Genomic DNA, 25,332 nt, shown 5'->3' on the forward strand with positions numbered 1-25,332 from the left:
TTACGCTCTCGAAATGACCGCCTGACAGACGCAGGTCAGACCGCCGTCAGCCGCGTGCAAACAAGTTGGCAATGCCCCGCAAACTCCTCGGCATAGCTGGCCAGTTTGACATTACGCCCCTCTTTGAAGAAGAGCTTGACGCCAAGTTCTGATTCCAAGCTTTTGATCTGTCTGCTGACGGCGCTCTGGGTTATGCCCATCTTATGTGCCGCGAGCGAATAGCTACCCATGCGGTTTGCAGCTTCGAAAACGCGAAGCGCGCGAATAGAAGGTATTTTGCCCAAATCTTCTCTTTCCCGACTGTTTGCAATCAGTCTTTATGTCGACCCTGCGGCGACGTAAGTAGCAACACCTTCGACATCACTTAGAGTACCCACCCCGAACGATAGCAAAATAACGCGGCGTAATAAAGAAATGCCCAGTGCTAATTTGCCGACAGGCTTCGATGAGGTCAGTCCTCAGAGTCCGTTTCGCGAAATCTCTTCTTTGCGCTTCGCGACATAGGCTTCAAGCTCTTCCCCGATTGCCGGATCAAGGGCTGGTTTCTCGTAGGTTTTTAGCAGCGTTTGACATAGTTCATGTGCACGAACCGAGGTGTCTTTCGCACCGGCTTCTGTCCAGTTCTCGAAATTGGACCAATCCGACACCAAGGGCGTATAAAAGGCATCCCTGTAGCGTTCCAGAGTATGCGCTGTCCCAAAGAAGTGCCCGCCCGGCCCTACGTCGCGAATGGCATCCATGCCGATCGCGACGTCATCAACGACAAGGCCTTCCATCCAGGCGCCCATCATCTGAAGCATCTCCACATCTATGATTAGTTTTTCAAACGAGGCCACTAGCCCGCCTTCGAGCCATCCGGCACCTTGATTGATAACGCTGGCATGCCCGGTGATCGCCCCCCAGAGCGACATCTGCGATTCATAGGCCGCCTGTGCGTCCGGCGCATTGGATGCGGTTACATTCGACGACCGGAACGGAAGGCCATAGAACCGCGCGATCTGACCGCTCGCCTGCGCACCAAGGGTGTATTCCGGTGTCCCAAATGCCGGTGAACCGGATTTCATATCCACGTTGGAAATGAACGATCCGTAAATGTATGGGCAACCAGGGCGGGCCAGTTGTACCAGCGCACAGGAGGCCAGGTTCTCTGCCGTTTGCAAGACCAGCGCCCCGGCTACCGTAACTGGCGCCATGGCCCCGGACAGGGCAAACGGGGTGACACAAATAACCTGACCTGCGCGTGCCAGGGTCAAAACCCCCTGCGCGATTTCTGCGTCCAGCACCAGCGGCGTATTGGTATTGGTCGTTGTCATGAATACCGGATCAGCGGCCAGTTGGTCGTTGTTTTCCTGATGCAGGATTTTTGCCATCTCCAGGGAATCGCGGGCACGCGCCGCCCCGACCGTTTGTGGCTTCCAGGGCTTGTCTGTCAACGTGCAAGCCGCAAGGTAAACATCCAGATGGCGAGAATCTTGCGGCAGATCGCAAGGCTCCACCGAACACCCGCCCTCCATGTGCAATGCATTCAGCATTTGGGTCAGGCGCATCAAATCACATAGATCGGCATGACTGCCGGCGCGACGTCCCCGCTGCAGGTCGGATACGAACGGTGCGCCGCCCACGGCGCTGATCGCCAAATGGCCCCCGCCCATTTTTAGGCGCTTTTGCGGATCCTTGCCGCGCACAGAAGCCACATCAGGAGCAAGCTTAACAAGCTCCATGACCCGCTCTGCATCAAAGAAGACCTGCTCTGTTGCTTCGTCGACCTTAAAGCCGCCCTCGCGCAGTAGACTTCGCGCTTCTGCATCCATCACCCGCAGCCCGACATCTTCCAAAACATCCAGTGCCGAGGCGTGAATGCGCTCAACCTGTTCGGGAGACAGCACTTCAACAGGGGCAAAGTTATTGGCTAGCTGTCGATAGGGCGGCTGAACCAATGTATTGGATTGTGAAGCTCTTCGTCCGGTTCTTCTTGCCATGAAAGATGTTCCCCATTCCTATTCGGCAGCAAATTGACAATCTTGGTGCGATCAATAGATTTGAGCGAGAAACCTGGGACCAGCGCGCTCGACGGGAAAATACTGCGAGACAGTTGTCATGCTGTTTCACCCCTGCCCTACGCGCTTTCTTTTCCCGGGTTTCTGAGTTTCCCATGCTCATAGAATTGAACAGAGCTTTGGTGAAAAGCAACAAATCCTGATTAATGAATGATCTCTCTCTATAGGTTGGCCTGGTTCTGGAATTCCAGATTTCCAGAGTGAATCGCACCAAGTTAATGCGCTCGGGAAAATGCTTCAGAAAGAAGCGAGGAAAGTGTCAACAAAATCAAAGCCATAATCCACACACCTTCATGCCCATTATCTTAATTCGCGCTAAATGCCCCGATCAGCGCACCAGATCAGCAGGTTTCAAGCGGGGATGAAATCCGGATCTCCCAATCACCCGGCCCCGCAAACGTGACCAAGGTTCCATCTATCTATATTGAGCAAGAGTTCTTTTCTTAATATGAAATGCGGGACGGTCGGGTAAGACGTTGCAACAGACTGTGCATCCCAATGAACTTTGATCAAATCATCAATCGCCGAGGCACGTATTCCAACAAATGGGATGACATGCATTCTTCTTATGGCGTTTCCCCTGATGACGGGCTGGCCATGTGGGTTGCGGATATGGATTTTCAGTCTCCTGACTGTGTCCAGCATGCTGTCAAAAAAATGCTGGATCATGGAATTTACGGCTATTCGAGCGGTACGTTCCCTTATGAAGAGGCCGTCTGCTGCTGGTTGAGAAACAGACACGGCTGGGCGATTGAGCCCGACTGGATAGATACAACAACTGGCCTGAGCAACGCGATTGCCCTGGTTCTGGACACATTCAGCAAGCCCGGTGACCGGGTTGTTCTGTTTAGCCCGGTTTACCACGCTTTCAAAAAGGTGGTCCTTGCCGCTGGCCGAGAAATCACAGTTTGCCCCCTCGAAAAGGTGGACAACCAGTACAAGATGAATTTTTCGGCATACGATGAAGTCATGACAGGGCAGGAAAAGATTGCTCTTTTGTGCTCACCTCATAACCCCGGTGGCCGGGTCTGGACGCAGGCAGAGCTTCGGGAAACCGGCGAGTTCTGCCGCAAACACGATCTGCTGCTTGTGTCTGATGAAATTCATCAGGACCTGGTTTTCCCGGGTCACAAGCACATTCCTTTTCCCGTCGCAGCGCCAGAATTTGTGGACCGGCTGATAGTATTGTCATCAGCATCCAAGACGTTCAACCTCGCGGGGACACATACCGGTCAGGTGATCATTCCCGACCAAGATTTGCGAAAACAGTTCAAGAAGCGGATTTCGGAACTGTCTTTGGGCCGGAATGATTTCGGCGTCGCGATGACCACCGCCGCCTACAGCCCCGAAGGCGCCGCCTGGCTGGACAAACTAGTCTGCTATCTTGATGGCAACCGAAAATTGTTTGACGCAGGGGTGAATGGCATCGCCGGAGTAAGTTCGATGCCAATGGGTGCAACCTATCTTTCATGGGTCGACTTTTCGCAAACCGGATTGTCGCAGGAAGAAGTTGCAACCCGGATTTACCAGCAGGCCAAAATTGCCGCCAATGCAGGTGAAACCTTTGGCAAGGGCGGCGAACTGCACGTGCGTTTCAATACTGGAACATCACGAGAACTGATACGTGACGCCGTCACCCGCCTCGAACGCGCATTCGTAAATTGATTGAGGCCGGACGCGGCCATGCAGGGCAAACTCGCCCTTCAGACATGTAGTGTCCTTGCTTGTGCGACTGGGCCGAAGGCTTCGGTGTTCTTCGCCGGGAAACGATTTGATCCAGTTGATGACAATCAAAACGCAGACCTTGTTTTTGCTGAGGTGTCAATGTGGGTTCTGATGGAATGGGCACCCCCTGATCTCTCACCGGTTCCGTTGCAAACTTTCGGCCATTGACGCTTTCGGAATTAACGAGTGAATGACTCGTCGGTCGTATCAAGTCGAAAGCGAGCTCATGATTTCCTTCAAAGGTGCACAGTACCCGAAAGATGTGATCCTATTCGCAGTATTCTTCTACGTTCGATACGGCGTTTCCTACCGCGATCTGGAAGAGATCATGGCAGAGCGAGGTGTTTCCGTCGATCACACCACGCTGAACCGCTGGGTGACACGGTACTCTTGCGCAATCGCTGAAACAGCACGCTGCCGCAAAGGCCCATGCGACCGCTCCTGGCGAATGGACGAAACATATATTAAAGTAAAGGGATCATGGGTTTACCTCTACCGAGCGGTCGACAAACACAGCAAAACTCTCGATTTCATGCTTTCACACCGTCGGAACAAGCCTGCCGCCACTAAATTCTTTGCTCGAATGCTGGAGGTCAACGGCCTTCCACGCAAGATCGTCATCGACAAAAGTGGCGCCAACACAGCTGGTATCAAGGCGATCAACAAATTGCTGAAAGGCTTTGGCTGCCCGATCCCGATTGAGATGGTGAGGCGGAAATACCTAAACAACATCGTGGAACAGGACCATCGTTTCATCAAAAGACGCATCCGGCCAATGCTAGGGTTCAAGGCGTTCGCTTCAGCGGCGGTAACCCTCGACGGAATCGAAGTGGCACACATGAACCGCAAAGGTCAAATCACGCCCGGAGTCTGTCCGTTTCGGCAATTTGCAGAGCTGGCCGCTTAGCCCGCCGGTACAATGCTATCGCTGTCGCCAGTTAAAACTTCGCAACAGATCCTCCTGTCGAATTCCAATGCGTTGCCTTTTGTTTGCATAGGGTTTTGAATAAAGAACTTCGTTAGAATCTATTTGATGACTATTGTGGCCTCAACGCACAAATAGGGTAAACTTGCTAAACACGGCGCAGTGAACGCCCAGTTCTTGGGCCGAATTGATGGGTCATTCCGGGCGAAAACTAGGGCCTAATCGGTTGAGACTGCACGCGGCATTCGGCTGTGGCGGGCGTCAGGGGCTGCATAACATGTTGTTCTTATGTCAATTTTTGCAAGTTCGCCAGACCGGTCACTCCTCTGGTTTGCAACCGATAGAAGATGTGTCTGCATGCGCCGGCAAAGAACAAACAGACGTCAAACACATCGATAAAAGTCATATGAAGCGAGGATTTGTTGCTTGCGTGAAAGGCTAGTTTTCACCGAGCGTAAAACCTGAATTCAGAAATTGAATCTGCAAACGCCAAGGAGAAGCGACCTGATCCTGACGCCCAACCACTATCGTGGAGTGTTTCCGATCCTGCCGACTCCGTTCACAGAGGACGGCGCGGTCGATGTTCTGGTCAACAACGCGGGCATCGTTCATGCCGGTGACATTCTTAATCTGGATGTCGAAGGATTTGATCGCCTGTTCAGCGTGAACGTGCGCGGTGCGTTCCTGATGGCGCAGGCTGCCGCGAAATCCATGGTTGCCGCAGGTACCAAGGGCAGCATCATCAATATGTCGTCAGTGAACTCGGTCGTCGCATTGCCCAATCAGTTGGCTTATTCGATGTCCAAGGGCGCGCTGGCACAATTGACACGGGCCGCGTCCATTCGGCTTGCGCCGGAAGGTATTCGTGTCAATGCATTCGGCCCCGGCTCTATCGAAACTGAGCTGTTGGCAGATGCATTGTCCAAGGACCCCCACGGCAAAAGCGCGATCCTGTCACGCACCCCGCTCGGCCGGCTTGGCGCACCCAGCGAAGTGGCGGATGTCGCGCTATATCTGGCAAGTGATTATTCCAGCTACATCACCGGCGAGACGATCTATGTCGATGGCGACCGCTTGGCCCTTGGCTATACGGTTCCTGTCAAGAACGACTGAACAGGTTTCCCACAAATCAAAGGCGAACAACGATGACCGAGGCCGACAGATACCATAATTCGCTGTGGGACCATTCCGCGACGCCCAAAATCGAAACCCTTGCGTTGCAGGGCGATCTTGATGTGGATGTTTTGATCATCGGTGGCGGGTTTACGGGGCTGTCCACGGCGCTGCATCTGGCCGAGGCAGGGGTCAATTGCGCTGTGTTGGAAGGGCGCGAGGTAGGCCATGGCGGGTCTGGTCGCAATGCCGGCCTTGTCAATCCTGGTGTCTGGTTGTTGCCGAATGAGGTCGAGCAAGAGCTGGGGAAAAAGGACGGTGGAAGGCTGAACATGGCGCTGTCATCTTCGCCTGATCTGGTGTTTTCTGTCATCGAAGAATACCAGATCGCCTGCGAAGCCAAGCGGCAAGGCATGTTGCAAGCGGCACACGCGCGGTCGAAAGTCGGGTGGGTGAAAGACCGCTGTCAGCAGATGAAGGCGCTTGGGTTGCCCGTCGAACTGGTGACCGGCAGCGATTTGCAGGCCATGACCGGATCGCAGATTTATCGGCATGCAGCAGTTTTTGACCCACGTGCAGGCACCATCCAGCCGATGTCCTACGCACGCGGCCTTGCGCGGGCGGCGCTGTCACAGGGCGCGCGAATCTTTCAAAACACACCGGTGCAGGGCCTGACGGCCAATGGGAACAGATGGGTCGCGCAAACTGCGCAAGGCAAGGTATCGGCGGATCAGGTGATCGTAGCGACCAATGCCTATACCGATCGTTTCCTGCCCGATATCGCGAAGGCGACGATCCCGGTCTTTATGTTCCAGGCGGCCACAGGGCCATTGCCGGACGAGATTGCCAACGGGATTTCACCAAAGCGCAATGGATTGTTTGATACGCGTAAAACGATGTTTTCTTCGCGCATTGATGATGCTGGGCGCTACATCGTTTGCAGTGCCGGCCGGATGACTGGCGGCGCATGGTCGCTCCGGACAAACTGGGCCACACGCGTCAGGGATCGACTATTCCCACAGTTGCGTGGGCAGGAATGGCAATTCTGGTGGTCGGGTCAGATGGGCTTTACCGACAATCACCTGCCAAGGGTCTTTCAACCGGCCCTGGGGCTGACCGTCCCTATCGGCTATAACGGGCGTGGAATCGGCCCCGGCACGGTGATCGGCAAGGCCTGTGCGGAATTGGTGCAGGGCGGATCAATCACGGATTTCCCATTGCCTCTGCAGCAAGTACGAGCAGAAAGCTGGCGCAATGTGCGGGCGGCTTACTATGAACTCGGCACGCGGCTCTACAATATTGCGGACAGCAGAGTCTGACCCAGGCAAGCGGGCACCAAAGAAAAGGAAGATGAAAGTGGCGCGACAAAACGTGACGATGAACCACCCTGTCGAAGATGCCGTGGCCTTTAGCCGTGCGGTCGTGCAGGGGCCCTGGTGTTTTGTATCCGGCATTACCGGTGTTGATCCCGAAACCGGCGAAATACCCGACAGTGCCGCAGATCAGGCCCGCAATTGTTTTACCTCAATTGAGGCGGTGCTTGAAAAGGCGGGCTTTACCCTCGCTGATGTCGTGCGCGCCGTTTATTACCTGACAGCCGATAGCCATGCACCAGAGGTCATTCCGATCCTGAAGGAAAAATTCGACGCAATCCGACCGGCCGCCACTATGGTGGTTTCGGGCCTGCCGAAACCGGGCCTGAAAGTGGAAATCGAGGTCACCGCCCTGAAATCGTCCTGACGGCATTTCTGGACGCACAAAATCAGCCCAAAGGCGCTGTTTGAAAGTTCCGAATGATGAAATTTTCTGCTTTCAGAATTCTGAAAGAGGGTCTGCCCGGAAACAAAGGTTGGACGCCGCATTGGCGCAATCCCGACCCGAAACCAGCCTATGACGCGATAATCATTGGCGGCGGCGGGCATGGTTTGTCCACCGCCTACTATCTTGCCAAGAACCATGGGTTCACCAATATCGCGGTGCTGGAAAAGGGCTGGCTAGGGGGCGGAAACATCGGCCGTAATACGACCATCGTGCGCGCCAACTATTTCCTGCCCGGCAATTCAGAATTCTATTCCCATTCGCTAAAGCTTTGGGAGAATCTCGAACAAGAGCTGAACTATAACGCCATGCTGTCGCAGCGCGGTATCCTCAGCCTGTTGCATTCTGACGGTCAATTTTACACCGCAGCGCGGCGCGGCAATTCAATGCTGATCCAAGGTGACGATGCGCGGTTGATCCATCGCGACGAACTGCGGGAAATGGTGCCCTACCTTGACTACGAACAATCACGCTTTCCGATCAAGGGTGCGCTGTTCCATCCGCGCGGCGGGACCGCCCGGCACGACGCGGTTGCGTGGGGGTATGCCCGTGGCGCAGACCAGCGTGGGGTCGATCTTATCCAGAATTGCGAAGTCACCGGAATCGACATCGAGAATGGCAAGGTGACGGGCGTCCAGACAACGCGCGGCACCATCAAAGCACCAAAGGTCGCCATCGTCGTGGCTGGGCGCAGCAGTCAGGTTGCCGCGATGGCCGGCATGCGCCTGCCGATTGAAACCCACGTCCTTCAGGCCTTTGTGACCGAGGGCCTTAAACCGATTGTGGATCACGTCATCAGCTTTGGCATGGGGCATTTCTATATCAGCCAGTCTGACAAGGGTGGCCTTGTTTTTGGCGGGGATCTGGATTTCTACGCCTCTTACGCGCAGCGCGGGAACCTTCCAACTGTTGAGGAAGTCATGCGTGCGGGGATGACCCTGATGCCAGCCTTGGGCAAAGCCAAGGTTTTGCGAAGCTGGGGCGGAGTGATGGATATGTCGGCCGACGGCTCGCCGGTGATTGATAAGACACAGACCAAAGGTTTGTTCCTTAATTGCGGCTGGTGTTACGGCGGGTTCAAGGCGGTGCCTGCCTCCGGTGTGGCAACCGCGCATTTGATGGCAACGGGGCGGCATCACCAGATGGCGGACATGTATCGCCTTGACCGGTTCCAGACCGGGTATCGGCTGATGGATGAAGAGGCGTCCGGGTCGCAACACAACCTGCACTGATCTGACACAATACGGCAACGTACCAAGGAAAACCAAACCATGCGCATCCGATGTCCCCTATGCGGCGAGCGTGACAGACGAGAGTACTATTATCAGGGTGATGCCTTGGCGCTGAACCGGCCCGACGCGGATACCAGCGATCATGAATGGGACGACTATGTCCACAATCGGATCAACCCTGTTGGTCAAACACGCGACCTATGGCAGCATTCCGGCGGATGTGGCGCTTGGCTGATCGTGTCACGTGACACAGTTAGCCACGAAGTTTTCTCGGTTGAACTTGCCAAGGCTCGACAGGAAGGGACACAATGAGACTGGCAGGAAAAGGTCTGATTGACCGGAACAGCCCGATCCGGTTCAGCTTTGACGGGTCCGAGATCGCAGGTTACCGCGGCGACTCTGTCGCCTCTGCCTTTCTGGCAAGCGGCAGGAAACTGATCGCGCGCTCGTTCAAGTATCATCGCCCGCGTGGAGTTATGGGTGTCGGCAGCGAAGAGGCAAACGCACTGATCACAGTGGGCAGCGGTGGCGAGACCGACCCCAACGTGCGCGCCACCATGCAAGAGATTTATGACGGCCTGGAAGTGCGTTCACAAAACCGCTGGCCGTCGCTTGGGTTTGATATCCTTGCGGCCAACGATCTGGCTGCATCTTTTCTGACTGCCGGGTTTTATTACAAGACGTTCATGTGGCCGCGCGCGTTTTGGGAAAAACTGTACGAGCCGGTCATCCGCCGGTCTGCAGGGCTAGGGAAACTGAGCGGTGAAGCGGGGCAAGACCGCTACGAGAGTGCTTTTGCCTTTTGTGATGTTCTTGTCATCGGGTCCGGTCCGGCGGGTCTAATGGCCGCGCTGGCGGCTGGCCGTTCCGGGGCAACCGTGATCCTTGCCGAAGAAGACAACATGTTCGGTGGGCGACTGAATGGCGACACGACCAGCATCGATGGCAAACCGGGCCATATCTGGGCGCGTGAGGTTTGTGATGCGCTGGCTGGGATGGAAAACGTGCGCTTGATGCCGCGGACAGCGGTTGTCGGGGCCTATGATCACGGGACCTATGGAGCGCTGGAGCGGGTGGGCCATCATCTATCGCCGACCAGCAACGTCCCGCTTGAATGTTTCTGGCGGATCGTTGCCAAACGCACCGTTCTTGCCGCCGGTGCAATTGAACGGCCCATTGCCTTTCGCGACAACGACCGCCCGGGCATCATGACGGCCGGTGCGGTACGTACCTATGTGAACCGCTATGGTGTGGCGCCCGGTCAGTCGGTGACAATATTCTGCAACAATGATAGCGCCTACGACACTGCACGCGATCTGACGGACGCTGGCGTGTCGGTCAGTGCGATTGTCGACAGCCGCGCAGACGGACCCGATTTTGCCGATGCCGAGGTGATCCGAGGCGCGGTGGTGATGGGCACGCAGGGTCGCAAGGCATTGCGCAGCGCGACCATCAAGACAAGCGCGGGGCCAAGGCAGATCGCGACTGACAGCCTTGCCATGTCGGGCGGTTGGAACCCCACAGTGCATCTGACATGCCATCTGAACGGACGCCCGACCTGGAACGCAGAAAAGCAATGCTTTGTCCCCACCGCCGGCGCAGTGCCGGGCCTTGTCGCGGCAGGGGCCTGCAACGGCGAGATGACAACGCTGGGCGCACTCCGCGAAGGGCTGGCTGCCGCGCATGTATGTCTTGATGCGCTGGGGCTGATTCCTGCACCTGTTTCATTGCCACAAGCGGATCACGCAGCTTACCGGCAGTCCCCGCTTTGGACGGTGCCCGGCAAGGGGCGGGCGTGGCTGGATTTCCAGAACGATGTGACGGTCAAGGATGTACAACAGGCCGCGCGCGAGAATTTCGTCTCGGTCGAACACATGAAACGCTACACCACGCAAGGTATGGCACCCGATCAGGGCAAGAATAGCAATGTCGCAGCACTTGCCGTGTTGGCAGATGCAACCGGGCGCGGCATCCCTGAAACCGGAACGACTACGTTCCGCCCACCTTTCGTGCCGGTGTCGATTGCTGCCATGGGCGCTGGCGGGCGTGGCAAGGGCCTATTGCCGCAACGCTTTACTACTTCGCACGATGTCAGTGTTGCCGCCGATGCACCGATGGACGAATCCGGTCTTTGGTACCGCCCGGCCTATTTCCCGATTGCTGGCGAAACAACGTGGCGGCAGTCCTGCGACCGCGAAGTGACGATGGTGCGAGAGGTGGTCGGGGTCTGCGATGTTTCAACCCTGGGCAAGATCGACGTGCAGGGGAAGGATGCAGGCCCGTTTCTTGATTTGGTCTATAGCAACATGATGTCAACGGTGAAGGCTGGGCGCGTGCGCTACGGGCTGATGCTGCGCGAAGATGGTCATGTCATGGATGATGGGACGGTCGCCCGCCTTGCTGATGATCATTTTGTGATCACCACAACGACTGCCGCAGCCGGGCAGGTTATGCGGCATCTGGAATTTGTCCTTCAGTGCCTACATCCGCAAATGGATGTCAGCCTGATTTCAACCACCGAACAATGGGCGCAGTTTTCAGTGGCAGGGCCCAAGTCACGTACGCTTTTGGCAGAGCTCTTGGGATTAGACCTTTCGAATGAGGTGTTCCCCTTTATGTCGTGCCGCGATCTTGAGGTTGGTGGCGTCACCGGTCGGCTCTTCAGGATCTCGTTTTCAGGAGAGTTGGCTTACGAAATTGCGGTTCCGGCTCGCTATGGCGAAAGCCTGTTTACAAGACTTCTGGAGGCGGCACGCACCTACGGCGGTGGCCCTTATGGGATGGAAGCTCTCAACGTTTTGAGGATCGAAAAGGGGTTCATCACCCATTCTGAAATCGACGGGCGGGTGACCGCAGCCGATTGCGGCATGGCCGGGCTGATCAGCAAGAAAAAGGATTGCATCGGCAAACGGATGAGTGCGCGGCCCGGCCTGTCTGGCGCCCACCGTATGCAGATGGTCGGTTTGCGTTCGGTAGAGGCGACACAAACGATCAACGCCGGCAGCCATATCTTTGCGCCGTCCGCAGAGATCACCCCTGCCAATGACATTGGCTATGTGACGTCGAATTGTTTTTCACCCGCGTTGGCGGCCCATATCGCACTGGGTTTCGTTGTGAATGGGACTGAGCGTCTGGGTGAAACAGTTCTGTGCCATGACCCGATCAGAGGGGTTTCTACCCGATGCACAATTGCCCATCCGGTGCAATTTGACCCGACAGGAGACCGCGGCCGTGTTTAGACTGGATGCGACCACCGCGTGTGGTGATACATTTCCGACCAAGATCGGTGACTGTCAGTTATCGCTGTCAGAACCGCGCTACATCACGTCGCTTGCGCCGCGCGCAGGTCAGAAACAGGCGCTGTCACGGATGCTTGACGATGACTATGGGATTGGGCTGCCGGATTGGGGTAAATTGCACGCCAGGGATAGCAATTTCATATGTCCCTTCGGCCATGCGCATTATTTCTTGTTTGGTGAACGCTCTGCGATGCATCTTGATGGTGTGGCGCATGTCACTGACCAATCCAGTGCATGGGCAACCATTGCAATGGACAGCCCTCAAATCGTTGACATCCTTGCCCGTTTGGCTCCGGTTGATTTGAATACTGCGGTATTCCCCGCCAATACCGTCGCCCAGACCGAGGCTGCGCGGATCCATACCCTTCTGTTCAGGATCAGCACGACAGAATTCAGGGTCATGGCGCCCCGATCAATGGCCAAGGCATTGGCGGCCGCGGTGATCCGCGCCGCCCATGACGTGTCAAAACGTCCCGACTGATCTTATGCGGCAAACAAAAAGTGCGGCCCCGGTGGGAGGATCCGGGCCGCACTCTATGCCCTTGCAACGATCATCAGGCGCGCATGCGCATGCCTTCTGGATCAAAGGGCGGGGTTGATTGCAGGCGGGCCTTTCGGTCCTTGCCGATAATTCTGATCGTATATTCGGCTTTCGGATCGATATGCTCTGGCTTGAGAAACCCAAGCGCGAGGCTTGCGTTCACGCTGTAGCCGTAACCACCGGAACTGGTGTAACCAACGATTGTGTCGCCAAGGAAGACGGGCTCTCCGCCTAGCGCGTCGGAATCGCCGTCCTCTACAGCGAACTGCACATAGCATTCGCGCGGTCCGGCGTCTTTGGCGGCAATAGCGGCCTCGCGCCCGATAAAGCCTTCTTTGCTATAGCGGACAAACCGCGCCAGTGCAGTTTCATGGGAGAAATAGTCCGACGTCAGCTCCAGGCTCCAAGCGGCAAAGCCCTTTTCCAACCGCAGTGACATCAACGCGTGACCGCCAACCAATGTCAGACCGTGATTCTTTCCAGCCTTCCTGATCAGCTCGTACACGCTGCGCTGATACTCCATCGGCATGTAAATTTCATAACCGCATTCCCCCGTGTATGAGACACGTGCGACATAGGCATCCGGGCAAAAACCCAGCTCCATCTGGCGTCCTGACAGGAACGGGAAATCTGCACTGTCGAAACTGGTCCCAGGCGCAAGCGCTGCCATGATCGCCTTGCTGTTTGGACCTGCCACGCTTAGTCCTGCATAGCGGTTGGTGATGTTTTCGTAGGTCGCACCTGTTTCAGGCATATGTTGCAGGAACCAGCGCTCGTGGATCTTTTCCATCGAACCCGACCCCAGCACGAGACAACAGTCGGCACTGACCCGCGTGACGGTGAAATCCCCGATGACCCGGCCATTGTGGCTAAGCATCGGGCACAGGGCTGATTTACCAATCTTCTCGGGCACTTTGTTGGCCATCAGCCGGTCAAGATAGGCCACTGCACCCGGCCCCGAAAAGCGGTGCTTGCCATAGATTGTCAGCTCGATCAGGCCAGCGGTTTCACGGACGGCGCGTGCTTCACGGGCGACGGCGGTGGACCACGGCGCGCGCTCGTATGAAAATTCAGGATGGCGTTCGGCATCATTGGTTGCATACCACTGCACGTCCTCCCAACCACCTGATACGCCAAACACGGCACCTGCCTCTTTCAATTGGTCATAAATCGCCGAGGTTTTTGCAGGGCGGGCCGGTGGGTGGGTCTGATGTGGATAGGATCGGTGGGCGCGTTTCTCGTACTTATATTTTGTCAGGTCCTTGGCATAATTCTTGCCTGCATAGTCGCCAAGGCGCGCAACATCCCAAAAGCTGACGTCCATGCTGGGCTCGCCATCGATGATCCACTCTGACAGCATCTTGCCGATCCCGGCACCTTGGTTGAAACCGGTCATGACGCCATTCGCGCAGTAATACCCGGGCTTGCCGGGGTAGGGGCCGATCATGGGTTCTAGATCGGGCGAAAAGATCATCGGCCCGTTGATCACACTTTTGATGCCCACTTCACCAAGGCTTGGGATCAAATCGACAGCTTCCAGAAAGTTGTCTTCCATCCGCTCAACCGCGTCAGGTAGCAACTCATGCCCAAAATCCATCGGTGTGCCATCTTCTGACCAATGGACACAAAGGCTCTCGTAGGCCCCAATCAGCATGCCGTTGCCTTCGGGACGGGTGTAAAGGTTCGCTTCACCATAAGCGATCAGCGCGTGCTGACCCTCTGCTGCGACGACACCGGGCATTTCTTCGGTCACAAGGTAATGATGTTCGACCGGCATGATCGGCAGTTTGATCCCTGCAAGGGCGGCAACCTCGCGCGCCCATAGACCGGCCGCATTGACGACAGCATCGGCGACAATCGTGCCTTCTTCGGTCACAACATCCCATTTCCCATCCTCGCGCTGGTTGGTTGCCAGGACCGGCGTATGTCGATGAATGGTGGCACCGTATTTGCGCGCCGCCTTGGCAAAGGCATTGGTGACGCTGGCCGGATCGCAGTAACCGGCCCAGGTCTGGTGCAGGAACCCGACGGAACCATCGGTGTTCAGCGTCGGTGCAAATTCTTTGGCGCGTTCTGCGGACACAAACTCTGACGGGATGTCGTATCGCATGGCGGAATCGCGTGCCATCGCCAGCATCTTCATGTCTTCGTCATCTTTGGCGATGCTGATTTCGCCAACGTAGTGCAACCCGCAATCCTGACCGCTTTCACGTTCCAGTTCGGGGTACAGATCCATCGCATATTTTTGTAGGACTGAGGCATTGCCAGGCGATGTCAACGTGAACAGGTTACCTGCCGCATGCCAGGACGAACCCGCTGTGAGTTCCTGGCGTTCCAGCAGCATTACATCTGTGAAACCCCGTTTGGCCAGATGGTAAAGGATGCTACACCCGACGACACCGCCACCAATGACGACAACTTTTGCCTGAGTTTTCACTATTGGTCTCCTTTGGACTGTCTTGGTGCGGGGCTTGCCACAGCAAGTGTCAGGGTTGTTTGTTTGCACGACCGTTTAGATGCGATCGCCGTGAAACGGGCAATGAACAATTGGAACAGTCAGATTGTCCGAAATTGTGAATTGATACCGCGTATCGTGAACCTCAAAACTCGGTGATTTTTGCCGACATTTGCAAACAATAAATTTTGGCAACTTATGATGTTTGTCTATGGCAAAGTCTTACCGCGTCGCGCTTGAACTCCTCGCTGTATTTCCTCGTCCCCATGTCGGCCTCCTCGCCTCAAAGTTAGGGGGCAAAGCGTCTACAAATCTAGGGGCACGGGAGTGGAAAAGCTTTGGGGATTATGCCGCCCTAAGTAGCCCTAGTGAAACCCTTCTATCCAAGACGGCAGCCCTGACAACCGCAACACGGTGCGCGCCTCTTGGGGACCATCTCATGCGTTGCTTCTTTCCCATGCGCACATTGGCGATCTCATTTACGAGGCCTTCTGCCCTTGACGTTGAGACTGCTTTACCTTGCTGACGTCTTTGCCCGTAGTTCGTGATAGCTGACAGGTTGTGGCTCAAGTACGTTCTCAGATCCATAGCGCGTGAGGCAACCGACGCAAGCCGGTTCCGGATCGTTGCATGGTTCTGGGTGGCGCAAGGTGTGAGCTCGTTCAACAGACGCGCGGCTTCCCGAAAACTATGCCGGGCACCCAGCTCGGCTTGAAGCCTCCTAAATTCGGGTGTGGCATTGTCTTTCAAAATCCGCGTGAGCGGAGAATACGCTGCCTTGAACGCAGGAAAGCCCGGAAAGCTGCACATACACATCCGGTCCCGAGGCGCTTCGACAGTCACACGACCGAAATGAGTATCGACACGTCGCTTACGACGATCATGCACAGGCAAATACGAATGGCAGTGACGGCATACCCGCGCGACTTCGCTGATTTCTTCCGCTTGATCCTGGAGAACAGCACGCTGGACTTCTTTCAAGATCGATTTGCCCTCAGCGAGGCTGATACCAAGGCCGTCTTACGACGGATCGATAGAACACCGCTCAATGACGCCAATCTCATGGGACCGGCCTTCGCCCCACCCAAACTCCGTTTCAATCCTGATCCGAACTTTCACACCAAATCCTCCTGCAACAAAGCCAACAGGATAGACCGAGATCAATTTAGGTCCCCAAGATTTTTCCACTCCCATTCAAAAGCCGCTGTTTGCCCGAGATACGCAAGAATGGCTCAGCTCGCATGATCTGAATTACATAACGCCCTTTTCGATGGATGCTGCGCATCCGCCAGACAAGACCGTGGATCCAACTCTCAAAACCTTTCAACCCCGAGGAGCGAAATAATGTCCAACTCTGACATCCTCTTTGCGCGCAACCGCGTCTTCGCGGAGACCTTTCCAGCTAGTGACCTGCCGATAGTTCCCAAACTTCGAACCGTCATTTTGACCTGCGTAGATGCGAGGGTTGATCCCGCGCACGTCCTTGGGCTCGATCTGGGGGATGCCGTCGTCATCAGAAATAACGGCGGTAGAGTCACCGAGGCCTTGATTCAGGAAATCGCCACGCTGGCCTTCATGGTCAAAAAGATGGATGGCGATAAACCCGGACCCTTTGAGGTGGTCATCATGCATCACACACAATGCGGCGCTGAACGTTTTGCAGACCCTGAATTTCAAATGGCCATCAAAGAAAGGATAGGCATTGACGTGTCAGGCTCCGCAATATCAAACCACGAACAGAGCATCCGAGATGACGTCGCAAAGCTGCGAGATGCCGGTAACGTGCCCGGGTACGCGGTTGTTTCGGGGGCGATCTATGATGTGGTGACCGGAGCGCTTACTGAAGTCGTCGCGCCGAGTGAACTGGGTCAGACACGTCCTGCCTGACGATCCCGTCGATGCGACCCGATGCACCATGTACTTGGAGTTGAGTTATGTCTGAGTGGAATTTAGCCGATGAATACCAGACCTCTGCCGGGAAAGTAGCGGCCGGAAAATGTGGCCAGGGTCCCGATTTGGTGTTGGCGCACGGATGGCCCTGGTCATCATACTCTTGGCATCGCCTGATCCCAACACTCGCCCTCAGATACACGGTGCACTGGTATGACATGCCCGGCTATGGGAAATCTGAGAAGCACAGCGACCAGCGGACGTCTCTGGACGTCCAGGGGGCCGTGTTTGTTGAGATGCTGTCGCATTGGGGTTTAAATCGCCCAACGGTGATAGCGCATGACTTCGGTGGTGCCACTACGTTGCGGGCTCATTTGCTACATGGGTCTGACTTTGAACGGTATGTACTTATGAACGTCGTCGCCATGCGCCCTTGGGGGTCAGGTTTTTTCGATCATGTTGGAAAGCACGTTGAAGCGTTTCAAGGTCTTCCGCATCACATCCATCAAGCCATAGTTGAAGCTTATATTCGCGGGGCCGTTGCAAGCGATGTGTCCCAAGCAGACCTCGAGCAGCTGGTTGCACCGTGGCTGACAGAGGAAGGCAGCCGTAGCTTCTACCGGCAGTTTGCCCAGGCGGATGAAAAATACACGGCAGAGATAGAACCCTTGTTCGGTCAAATCCGATGTCCAACGAAAGTGATCTGGGGGACAAAAGATCCATGGATTCCAATCGAACGAGGAGAAGCACTGCACGATCTGATCGGTCAAAACCGGTTTGAGGCGATGAAGGACGTGGGCCATCTTCCCCAGCTGGAAGTCCCGGACAGAGTTCTGAAGGCAATCTCAGATCTTCTTTAAAACCGAAACAGGTTCTACAGTGATCTTAGGCACCCTGCCCTCTTTACGCTCATAATTTAAAGCTTTTGCGCCTTACCCTGAAGACATACTCAATCCTCTATTATATCCGATAAGTATCCCTTATCAAGTTTGATTGATTTCCTGCGAAATTGAGGGCAGAATGCACCCATGAGCACCCCTGCGCCTTATCTCCCCGCCGCCGCCCCTGCCCTCTCGGACACGGATCAAGAGGCGCTCACCGACCTCTATGTGCGCGGCACACCGGAAAACACATTGCGCGCCTATGAACGGGATTTGATTTATGTCACCGCCTGGAAATCCGCGCGGTTCACAGCGACGCTGGACTGGCCGGAATCCGAGGCCACCGCCCTCGCCTTCATTCTCGATCACGCGCGCGATCTGAATGACGCACCAGAAACGGATGTGGCGCGCGAAACCGCAGAAGCGCTAATTGCTCAGGGGCTGCGCAGGTCCCTCGCCTGCCCTGCCCCATCAACGCTGGATCGGCGCATCGCCTCCTGGCTGGCGTTTCATCGGATGAAGAACCTGAACAGCCCCTTCGGTGCGCCGCAGGTGAAGCAGGCCCGCGCCAAGGCGCGCCGCGCCGCAGCCCGACCCCCTGCCCCAAAGTCACAACATCCGATCACCCGGGATGTGCTGGAACAACTGCTCGCCACCTGCCGGGGTTCGCGGCGGGATTGCCGCGACCGGGCACTGCTGATGCTGGGCTGGGCCTCTGGCGGTCGGCGGCGGTCGGAAATCACCGGGCTGATGCGCGAGGATGTCTCTCTCAAGGAATTCGACAAGACCGGCGTGGTCTGGCTCTCACTGCTGGAGACCAAGACCACCCGGAAAGGTGAAACCCCACGGCTGGTGCTGAAGGGTCGCGCCGCGCAAGCATTGGTGCATTGGATCGAGGTTGGACAGATCACGAACGGGCCGCTGTTCCGCCCCGTCTCCAAGGCAGACAATGTGTTGAAGCGTCGTCTCAGCCCGGATTCGATCTATCAGATAGTCAAACACAGGCTGGTTCTGGCGGGATTGCCTGAAGACTTCGCCTCGCCGCATGGGCTGCGATCCGGTTTTCTGACCCAGGCCGCGCTAGATGGTGCCCCAATCCAGGCCGCCATGCGCCTCTCCCTGCACCGCTCGATGGCCCAGGCGCAAAAATATTACGACGATGTGGACATCGCAGATAACCCGGCGACTGATCTATTGGGGTGAGCACATACTGCCTAATTAAAGAATTCCCAGCTTGAGGGAAACTCCGGCTGCTGTGCCTATGTCTTGTTTCCTGTCGCATCCGTTAACGTGGCCAGCGCGGAAACATGTCGCGGCAGGTCGCAGCGGGAATGCAGGATATCAACAATGATCACCGCGTCCGGCTGATCCAGGTAGACTAGGAAGTGCTCGCCCGCCCGTACATATCTGAGGTCAGCTGCCTCCTCTACCAATATTGAACAGCTGCGGCTGGCCGCCCTGCCCTCCGTGATGGCCTGACAGCGCGTTATCAGTTCTTGTTCATAAAGATCGGCTTGATGCCGTCCAAACTTGTCGATGGTCCATCGGGCAATTTCCACCAGGCTGGATTCAGCACGGCGTGTCAGTCGAAAGGGTCTGGTCACGCTTTGGTTCGAGCCTTTGCAAAGGCTCGACGGATCGCATCCGTACCGCTGCCTTCTGCCAGATCTCCAACCTGAGCCTGGGCTACGCCCTCTTGCAGGCCTTGTCTGAGAGACACCAGTCCCGCCTCTTCCCGCTCCAGAAGACGAAGACCGGCGCGCAACGCTTCACTGGCGTTCTGATAGCGACCGGATGCAACCAGATTCTGCACCAGTTGATCCTGCGATTCTGTAAGTACGACATTGCGGGTTACCATGGCATGAACCTCCTGATTGGCAATATATGCCAACGAAGATACTTGTTCAACGGTTTAGGATTCCACACCCGGCAATTTAATCAAGCTGTTCTTATTGCCGGCCTGACAGAGCAAATAAGTGCTCACCACCGTGGCAGGGTCAACCATCGCCCCTACGCTTTCGCAAATTCCAAACACAGGGCCGACCTCCTTGCCCCGAACACCGCCCATCCGATTACCCGTGATATTCTCGAACAGCAGATGGTCACCATTCAAGGTTCGTGCCGGGACAGCCGTGACCGGATCATCCTGTTACTGGGCTGACCTCGGGTAGATGGCAGCGTTCGGTGATCGGCGGGATCTTTTTGGGAGATGTGTCGCTGAAGGAATTCAACGAGAATGACATAATTTAGTTGTCGCTGCTGGTAGTCGAGACCACCCAAAAAGACAAGACTCCACGGTTGGTGCGCAAAGGCCGCGCAGCGAAGCCGCTGGTGCATTGGATCAAGGTGGGTCAGATCGAGGACAACCCCCTGTTTCACTCGGTCTCGAAATCTGGCTGGATGCGGAAACGCCGCCTCAACCTGGACGCCATCGCCCAGATCGTCAAACACCGACTGAAGGTGACAGGACTACGAAGGATTATGCCTCATCGCATTGGCTGCGTTCGGGCTTCCTGACCCAAGCCGTGCAGGACGGCGCACCGCTCAAGACCGGTTTGCACCTATCGCACTGGCTCAGAAATGCTATGACGGCGTCGATATCGCCCAGAACCCGGCTGCGGATTTGTTGGGGTGTGATTCAACCAATCAGCTCAACTAACCCCCTACCCTTCCCTGATACCCTTCTTACAACGCACCTCGCTCATTCATGACACAGCCTTCGGCAGGACATGCTCCACTCAAAGCGGAGCATTTAGAGAAGTTTCACGCGCATGCCTGCTTGATCTGCGGAAGATCCACCTCTGATTTGAGAGCCCACAATTCTCTTCTACCGGGTTTACAACTGTAAACCACCCTGCTCTGATACAAAGCGCATGTAGTCTGCCGGTCAGCGCAGCCCACAATATAGGCGAAAATTCTTGACTTAGGGTAGTGAATCACGGCTGTTTGTCTCAAGTGGCGCGAAAATGACCACATTCTTTAATTTGAGGCAACTACATGATTCCCGTGACACCACTTACGGCAGATCGACCATCGGCACTCGCCACGGAAATTTCCGAGAGATTGAACTCGGCTATCCGAGAGCATCTTCTTGCTGCCTTTGCACCTGACAACACAAAATCACTACGCACATTCGCAGCACCAGAAGCGGCCGAACTTTTGGGCGTCTCGGGTCAATTCATGCGCAAGGTCCACTCAGAAGGTACAATTCCTGAACCAAAAGACGTGCGAAGCGGTCGACGTTACTATACTGCGCAAGAGCTTTGGGAAGCACGTGAAACGCTTGAGAAGACCTCGCGCAAACAAGGACGCTACATCCCTCGCCGGACGGAAGGAGAGAAACTTCAAGTCTGGCAGTTGATGAACTTCAAAGGCGGTAGCAGCAAAAGCACTACAACAATTCATCTGGCTCATTTTTTTGCGCTTCGCGGATACCGTGTGCTGGCCGTTGACCTAGACCCCCAAGGCTCGCTTACATCCATGTGCGGCATCAGCCCTGAAATCGAGTTCGATGGGCTAACGATATACGATGCCATTCGCTATGAAGACCCGGTTAATATGGCAGATGTCGTGCTTCCGACATATTTCCCCGGATTGTCTGTGGCACCGTCACGGCTTGTTCTTTCTGAATTTGAGACGGAATCCGCCGTCCACTCTAACCCTGACCATCCGTTTTTTACGAGAATACGGAATGCTCTGGCCCAAGTGGAAGACGATTTTGACCTTGTTCTTATTGATAGTCCACCACAACTCGGGTTCCTAACCATCGCGGGGATGGCTGCCGCCAGTTCTTTGCTCGTGCCCTTAACACCTTCTATGTTGGACGTGTCTTCGACAGCTCAATTTCTCGAACTTGCTGGTGCTTATATGGCTGTCATTGAAGACGCCGGCGCCACTCTCGAATACGACAGCTTCAAGTTCCTTATAACACGTGACGAGCCAACAGACGTTCCATCTCAACAGCTGGCTTCGTTCATGCGAGCACTGTTTCAGGACCGCGTTATGTCAGCAACGGCTCTGAAGAGCACTGCGATCAGTGACGCAACAATGCTCAAGCAGTCGATCTACGAGGTTGTGCGTTCGGAAATGACACGCGCAACCTATGACCGGGCAAAGAACTCAATGGATGCGATCGGCTCTGAGGTAGAGCAAATGATCCACCAAGCATGGGGACGTAGCTAATGGCTAGAAAATCTCTTCAAGAAATGTCGGGTATAGCGAGCACGATTGCACGTTCCGGATCTAAGACCGCAGACAGACCGGTAAGAGCCAACGCCCCTGCTCTCGGTGCGCTTCAAGGATCCCTTGCCGCAATTAGGGAAATTGACCCATCTCTCATAGACGATTGGGGACCGATTGATCGGCTTGGTGAGTTTACAGCTGTAAACCCTGATGAAGATGACGATAGCTTTGAGAGTTTGAAATCGAGCATCCAAGACGGCGGTCAACAAGTGCCCATCCTCGTTCGGAAGTCGAAAACCGAAGGTCGTTACGAGGCGATTTATGGGAGGAGAAGGCTCAAAGCATGTCGTGAGCTCAAAATCAAAGTTCGCGCCAATGTTCAAGATATCGACGATGCGTCGGCGCTCCTTGCCAAAGGCCTTGAAAACGCAGCCAGGCGCAACCTGTCCTTCTACGAAAAAGCTCGCTTTGCGGAAGCAATTCAGACCGCTGGGCATGATACAGCCACGGTGAAACGAGTTCTGAACCTGTCAGCATCAGGATTGTCCCACCTTACTAAGGTCACGCAAAACGTTCCTTTTGAGGTCGGAGAAATGATCGGCGCCGCTCCAAAGTCAGGCCGCCCGAAGTGGACTGCACTTGCTGAGCACTTCTTGGCGGGCAAGCTGACAATTGAAGACGCAACGGACTTGCTTCAAGCCGTCGAGCCATCGGTTTCCTCAGATGACCGGCTGGAAACCCTACTTAAAGCGGCCGCAAAACGTGGTGCCCGACAAAAGGACGGCGTTGGTGAAACCAGCCCCATTGATGGCGTGACTATCAAGTCCGGCAGCGGGTCTCTTACATTGTCAGTTAGAAAGACAGGTTCGAACGCGGATTTTGCTGAGTGGTTGGACAAAAATCTGACGAAAATCATCAAGAGATCACACGCCGAGTTTACAGCTGTAAACAACAAGCAAAATAACTGAGGACGAGCAGAAAGGAGGAAGGCAAGCAAAGAAAAACCCCCGAAACCGGAGCTTCGAGGGCTGCTGCGCTAAGCGCAATTCTTAGATTAGACACCTAGAATCTAGCAGTCCCCGAATCGCCATACAAGAAAAAACGCTCCTGAGCGAACGGGTATTTTTTGTCTGCTGACATAAACTCATGAAAACAGTGACAGCAATGGCTCCGTCAGGAGCAACCTTGTCGAGCGCGACAGGGCAGGGGACTTATACGCCCAAGAAATGGATTCTTCTTCGAGCCGTTGAAGAGGCGAGAGAGCCGCTTGGGCTGAAGTCCACTTCTCTCAACGTCCTAAGAGCAATGATTTCCTTTTTGCAAGGAGATCAGATTTCAGTCGATCAGGATGATGAGCATATCTGCTTCGCATCCAACGACGCGATTGCCAAACGAGCCCATGTCAGCGTTCCAACTGTTGAACGTCATATCTCGACTCTGGCCAAGCTTGGGATTGTCCGACGCGTAATGAGCTCAAATGGTAAACGTTGGGCACGCCGAGACCGACAGGGCAGGGTGGTCACAGCGACCGGTCTTTCCCTGATGCCATTGTCTGAACGGCATGCTGAGTTCCTCCAGGAAGCCCAGAAGCATGCTGACCGCGTTCTCGAATTCACGTTACTCCGCGACAAGGTATCGGCCGCTCTGGCTCGTCTGAAAGAGCTTGTAGCAGACGGTGGCTCTATCACAGATTTGATGACCTCCGTGCGCAATGCGCTGCGCCGTAAGCCGGATGCGCGTGTCCTCCGGAAACTTCTGGCTGAAATCTCTGTGGAAATCTCAGAGATAACACCGGCTCATACCGAAAAAATGAGGGCCTATGACCATGAAAATGAGGGGCACAAAGAGGACTCTTTGAATCCGATAGTTAAGAAAGAAAAACATTCTCAGGTTCAAGTTTCTCCAGATCAAATGGAGCGCAGCTTTCCACGTTTGTGCTCGGAACTTCGCTTTGCCCGGGATCAGTCACATTGTGACCGGCTTATGGACGATATCGCCGAGTACTTACGATTTGGTCAGACCTGGTATGCTATGAAATCGACACATGGCCCAGCTCTCCGTTTCATGGTGCTCGGATATATTTTCCAACGAGCTGAGAATATTAAATCTCACCAAGCTTATTTGATCTCACTGATCTCGAAAATCGATCGGGGAGATATGCAACCAACCGCATTGTTGACGCATAGTTCAAAAATCCGCGGAAGTGCAGGCCATACCCATGATATCTCCTCACGCTCATGAGTTCAGAACAATAGGTGCAGTACATGCCATCGGTCTATTGTAAATAGAATGCCAATGTATTACATTGTACTACAATACGGAAACAGGTGATTGCGATGAATACCAGCCCATATTCAATCCGTCTCGATGAAGACCTGAGAAAGACCCTGGAACGGGAAGCTGCGATCGAAGATCGACCGCCTGCACAACTCGCCGTACGGGCAATTAGAACGATGTTAGAATCCAAAGCCGCTAAACGTGCAGCCATTGATGCGGCTGTTGAAAAAGCAGACCAAGGCAAGTTCATCACGGCAGACGAAATGAATGCCTGGATAGACAGCTGGGATACCGAGAATGAACTTTCGGCTCCGGTAGCAAGCGGGCAATCCAACAGCCAATGAAGATTATATTTCTCGAAGATACGGCCCGGGACATTCAATGGTTCCGTTACTACTACACGTCAGTTTTTCCCGAAGGCAGCGAAAAGGCACGAACTCAGCTCAAAGCCATTCAGCTTACTCTTGCAGCCAACCCTTATGCAGGTCACCCGAGTGACACACGCCGAGACATACGGGAGCTTTCAGTGCCGCGAACCCCATTCACGCTGATCTATCGTGTAATGCCCACCCAGATAGAAATCCTGCGTCTCTGGGATACCCGGCAGGGCGCGGATTACTGAAACTAGGCGTTTAAATTGGTGGCATCAGGAGGGCAGGGTAGGGGGCAATCAACCGAACCTATTTTGTTGTTCGACCTCTAGCTTCCGCACAGAGGGCGGAGAGCCGACCTCCTCTGCACCTGCGAAGAACTCACCGCCATCTTGCAAAAACAGACATTGAACCCGGACCCGCTTCATGCGTGATCTCCCCGTAACATCAGAAAAGTCAATCTATTGGCTACTGTTACTCGCTCCTTAGTTGACCTGCCCCCCGAGGCTCCCTCATTCATAACGAGAGTCTGCGGGTCTGGTCTTCATATTCGTCGTCGTTGGTTT

The 25,332-nt window shown here is 55.0% G+C and carries 24 protein-coding genes and 1 pseudogene; 19 read left to right on the top strand and 6 right to left on the bottom strand.

The features are described from left to right. Window positions 1-35: 35 nt before the first annotated feature. Together Q0816_RS24945 and Q0816_RS24950 are read right to left on the bottom strand one after the other, a co-directional pair. Complete coding sequence (locus Q0816_RS24945) at window positions 36-284, bottom strand: LysR family transcriptional regulator (RefSeq protein WP_298855792.1); 249 nt, start codon at window positions 282-284, stop codon at window positions 36-38. Between the two features lie 174 nt (window positions 285-458). Further along, on the bottom strand, window positions 459-1,979 hold the full coding sequence (locus tag Q0816_RS24950; protein ID WP_298855794.1) for a trimethylamine methyltransferase family protein: 1,521 nt from the start codon (window positions 1,977-1,979) through the stop codon (window positions 459-461). A gap of 576 nt (window positions 1,980-2,555) precedes the next feature. Between Q0816_RS24950 and Q0816_RS24955 the strand changes: the two genes are divergently transcribed. The 9 genes from Q0816_RS24955 to Q0816_RS24995 all read left to right on the top strand — a co-directional run bounded on the left by Q0816_RS24955 (window position 2,556) and on the right by Q0816_RS24995 (window position 12,650). Beyond that, complete coding sequence (locus Q0816_RS24955; protein ID WP_298855796.1) at window positions 2,556-3,722, top strand: MalY/PatB family protein; 1,167 nt, start codon at window positions 2,556-2,558, stop codon at window positions 3,720-3,722. Between the two features lie 286 nt (window positions 3,723-4,008). Continuing rightward, window positions 4,009-4,689: an IS6 family transposase gene (locus Q0816_RS24960; RefSeq protein WP_298855797.1), complete on the top strand. Its 681-nt coding sequence runs from the start codon at window positions 4,009-4,011 to the stop codon at window positions 4,687-4,689. A 492-nt stretch (window positions 4,690-5,181) separates the two neighbouring features. Continuing rightward, on the top strand, window positions 5,182-5,820 hold the full coding sequence (locus Q0816_RS24965) for an SDR family NAD(P)-dependent oxidoreductase (RefSeq protein WP_298855799.1): 639 nt from the start codon (window positions 5,182-5,184) through the stop codon (window positions 5,818-5,820). 32 nt (window positions 5,821-5,852) lie between these two features. Beyond that, window positions 5,853-7,139 (top strand): FAD-binding oxidoreductase, encoded by a 1,287-nt coding sequence (locus tag Q0816_RS24970; protein ID WP_298855801.1) that lies wholly within the window; start codon window positions 5,853-5,855, stop codon window positions 7,137-7,139. Window positions 7,140-7,170: 31 nt separating this feature from the next. After that, a complete protein-coding gene (locus tag Q0816_RS24975; RefSeq protein WP_298855803.1) occupies window positions 7,171-7,560 on the top strand; it encodes a RidA family protein in 390 nt (129 codons plus the stop codon). Between the two features lie 56 nt (window positions 7,561-7,616). Then, window positions 7,617-8,870 carry a sarcosine oxidase subunit beta family protein gene (locus Q0816_RS24980; RefSeq protein WP_298855840.1) on the top strand — a complete coding sequence of 418 codons (1,254 nt, stop codon included), beginning with the start codon at window positions 7,617-7,619 and terminating at the stop codon, window positions 8,868-8,870. A gap of 39 nt (window positions 8,871-8,909) precedes the next feature. Continuing rightward, window positions 8,910-9,182 carry a sarcosine oxidase subunit delta gene (locus Q0816_RS24985; protein WP_298855805.1) on the top strand — a complete coding sequence of 91 codons (273 nt, stop codon included), beginning with the start codon at window positions 8,910-8,912 and terminating at the stop codon, window positions 9,180-9,182. Next, a complete protein-coding gene (locus Q0816_RS24990) occupies window positions 9,179-12,109 on the top strand; it encodes a sarcosine oxidase subunit alpha family protein (RefSeq protein ID WP_298855807.1) in 2,931 nt (976 codons plus the stop codon). The genes Q0816_RS24985 and Q0816_RS24990 overlap by 4 nt, the downstream gene beginning before the upstream one ends. After that, window positions 12,102-12,650, top strand: coding sequence for a hypothetical protein (locus Q0816_RS24995; RefSeq protein WP_298855809.1), 549 nt, complete (start codon window positions 12,102-12,104; stop codon window positions 12,648-12,650). The genes Q0816_RS24990 and Q0816_RS24995 overlap by 8 nt, the downstream gene beginning before the upstream one ends. Window positions 12,651-12,723: 73 nt before the next feature. Here the strand turns inward: Q0816_RS24995 and Q0816_RS25000 are convergent, their stop codons facing one another. Then, the gene (locus Q0816_RS25000; RefSeq protein ID WP_298855811.1) at window positions 12,724-15,147 is read right to left on the bottom strand and encodes an FAD-dependent oxidoreductase; all 2,424 of its coding nucleotides are present in this window, start codon (window positions 15,145-15,147) and stop codon (window positions 12,724-12,726) included. Between the two features lie 363 nt (window positions 15,148-15,510). Then, a pseudogene (locus Q0816_RS25005) lies at window positions 15,511-16,284 on the bottom strand (hypothetical protein). Between the two features lie 225 nt (window positions 16,285-16,509). On the opposite strand from Q0816_RS25005, the gene Q0816_RS25010 reads away from it, so the two are divergent. The 3 genes from Q0816_RS25010 (at window position 16,510) to Q0816_RS25020 (ending at window position 19,139) form a co-directional block, all read left to right on the top strand. Continuing rightward, window positions 16,510-17,052, top strand: a complete 543-nt coding sequence (locus Q0816_RS25010) for a carbonic anhydrase (protein ID WP_298855813.1) — start codon at window positions 16,510-16,512, stop codon at window positions 17,050-17,052. Between the two features lie 47 nt (window positions 17,053-17,099). Next, window positions 17,100-17,915 carry an alpha/beta hydrolase gene (locus Q0816_RS25015; protein ID WP_298855815.1) on the top strand — a complete coding sequence of 272 codons (816 nt, stop codon included), beginning with the start codon at window positions 17,100-17,102 and terminating at the stop codon, window positions 17,913-17,915. A gap of 168 nt (window positions 17,916-18,083) precedes the next feature. Then, window positions 18,084-19,139, top strand: coding sequence for a tyrosine-type recombinase/integrase (locus tag Q0816_RS25020; protein ID WP_298855817.1), 1,056 nt, complete (start codon window positions 18,084-18,086; stop codon window positions 19,137-19,139). Window positions 19,140-19,195: 56 nt separating this feature from the next. Here the strand turns inward: Q0816_RS25020 and Q0816_RS25025 are convergent, their stop codons facing one another. Continuing rightward, window positions 19,196-19,540 carry a type II toxin-antitoxin system RelE/ParE family toxin gene (locus Q0816_RS25025; protein WP_298855819.1) on the bottom strand — a complete coding sequence of 115 codons (345 nt, stop codon included), beginning with the start codon at window positions 19,538-19,540 and terminating at the stop codon, window positions 19,196-19,198. Further along, a complete protein-coding gene (locus Q0816_RS25030) occupies window positions 19,537-19,794 on the bottom strand; it encodes a type II toxin-antitoxin system ParD family antitoxin (RefSeq protein WP_298855821.1) in 258 nt (85 codons plus the stop codon). Before Q0816_RS25030 ends, Q0816_RS25025 begins: the two co-directional genes overlap by 4 nt. 3 nt (window positions 19,795-19,797) lie before the next feature. Here Q0816_RS25030 and Q0816_RS25035 point away from each other — a divergent pair, with 3 nt between their 5' ends. From Q0816_RS25035 to Q0816_RS25065, 7 genes are all read left to right on the top strand, one after another. Continuing rightward, window positions 19,798-20,097 (top strand): hypothetical protein, encoded by a 300-nt coding sequence (locus Q0816_RS25035; RefSeq protein ID WP_298855823.1) that lies wholly within the window; start codon window positions 19,798-19,800, stop codon window positions 20,095-20,097. 89 nt (window positions 20,098-20,186) lie between these two features. Beyond that, window positions 20,187-20,453, top strand: a complete 267-nt coding sequence (locus Q0816_RS25040) for a hypothetical protein (protein WP_298855825.1) — start codon at window positions 20,187-20,189, stop codon at window positions 20,451-20,453. A 480-nt stretch (window positions 20,454-20,933) separates the two neighbouring features. Next, window positions 20,934-22,118, top strand: a complete 1,185-nt coding sequence (gene repA / locus Q0816_RS25045; RefSeq protein ID WP_037317392.1) for a plasmid partitioning protein RepA — start codon at window positions 20,934-20,936, stop codon at window positions 22,116-22,118. Further along, the gene (gene repB / locus Q0816_RS25050; protein WP_298855832.1) at window positions 22,118-23,086 is read left to right on the top strand and encodes a plasmid partitioning protein RepB; all 969 of its coding nucleotides are present in this window, start codon (window positions 22,118-22,120) and stop codon (window positions 23,084-23,086) included. The genes repA and repB overlap by 1 nt, the downstream gene beginning before the upstream one ends. A 178-nt stretch (window positions 23,087-23,264) precedes the next feature. Beyond that, a complete protein-coding gene (locus tag Q0816_RS25055) occupies window positions 23,265-24,359 on the top strand; it encodes a helix-turn-helix domain-containing protein (RefSeq protein ID WP_298855834.1) in 1,095 nt (364 codons plus the stop codon). A 95-nt stretch (window positions 24,360-24,454) separates the two neighbouring features. Continuing rightward, window positions 24,455-24,739, top strand: coding sequence for a hypothetical protein (locus tag Q0816_RS25060; protein WP_298855836.1), 285 nt, complete (start codon window positions 24,455-24,457; stop codon window positions 24,737-24,739). After that, window positions 24,736-25,017 carry a type II toxin-antitoxin system RelE/ParE family toxin gene (locus tag Q0816_RS25065; protein WP_142638738.1) on the top strand — a complete coding sequence of 94 codons (282 nt, stop codon included), beginning with the start codon at window positions 24,736-24,738 and terminating at the stop codon, window positions 25,015-25,017. Before Q0816_RS25060 ends, Q0816_RS25065 begins: the two co-directional genes overlap by 4 nt. Window positions 25,018-25,332: the final 315 nt, after the last annotated feature.

The sequence above is a fragment of the uncultured Ruegeria sp. genome (assembly GCF_947497005.1).
GTDB lineage: Bacteria > Pseudomonadota > Alphaproteobacteria > Rhodobacterales > Rhodobacteraceae > Ruegeria.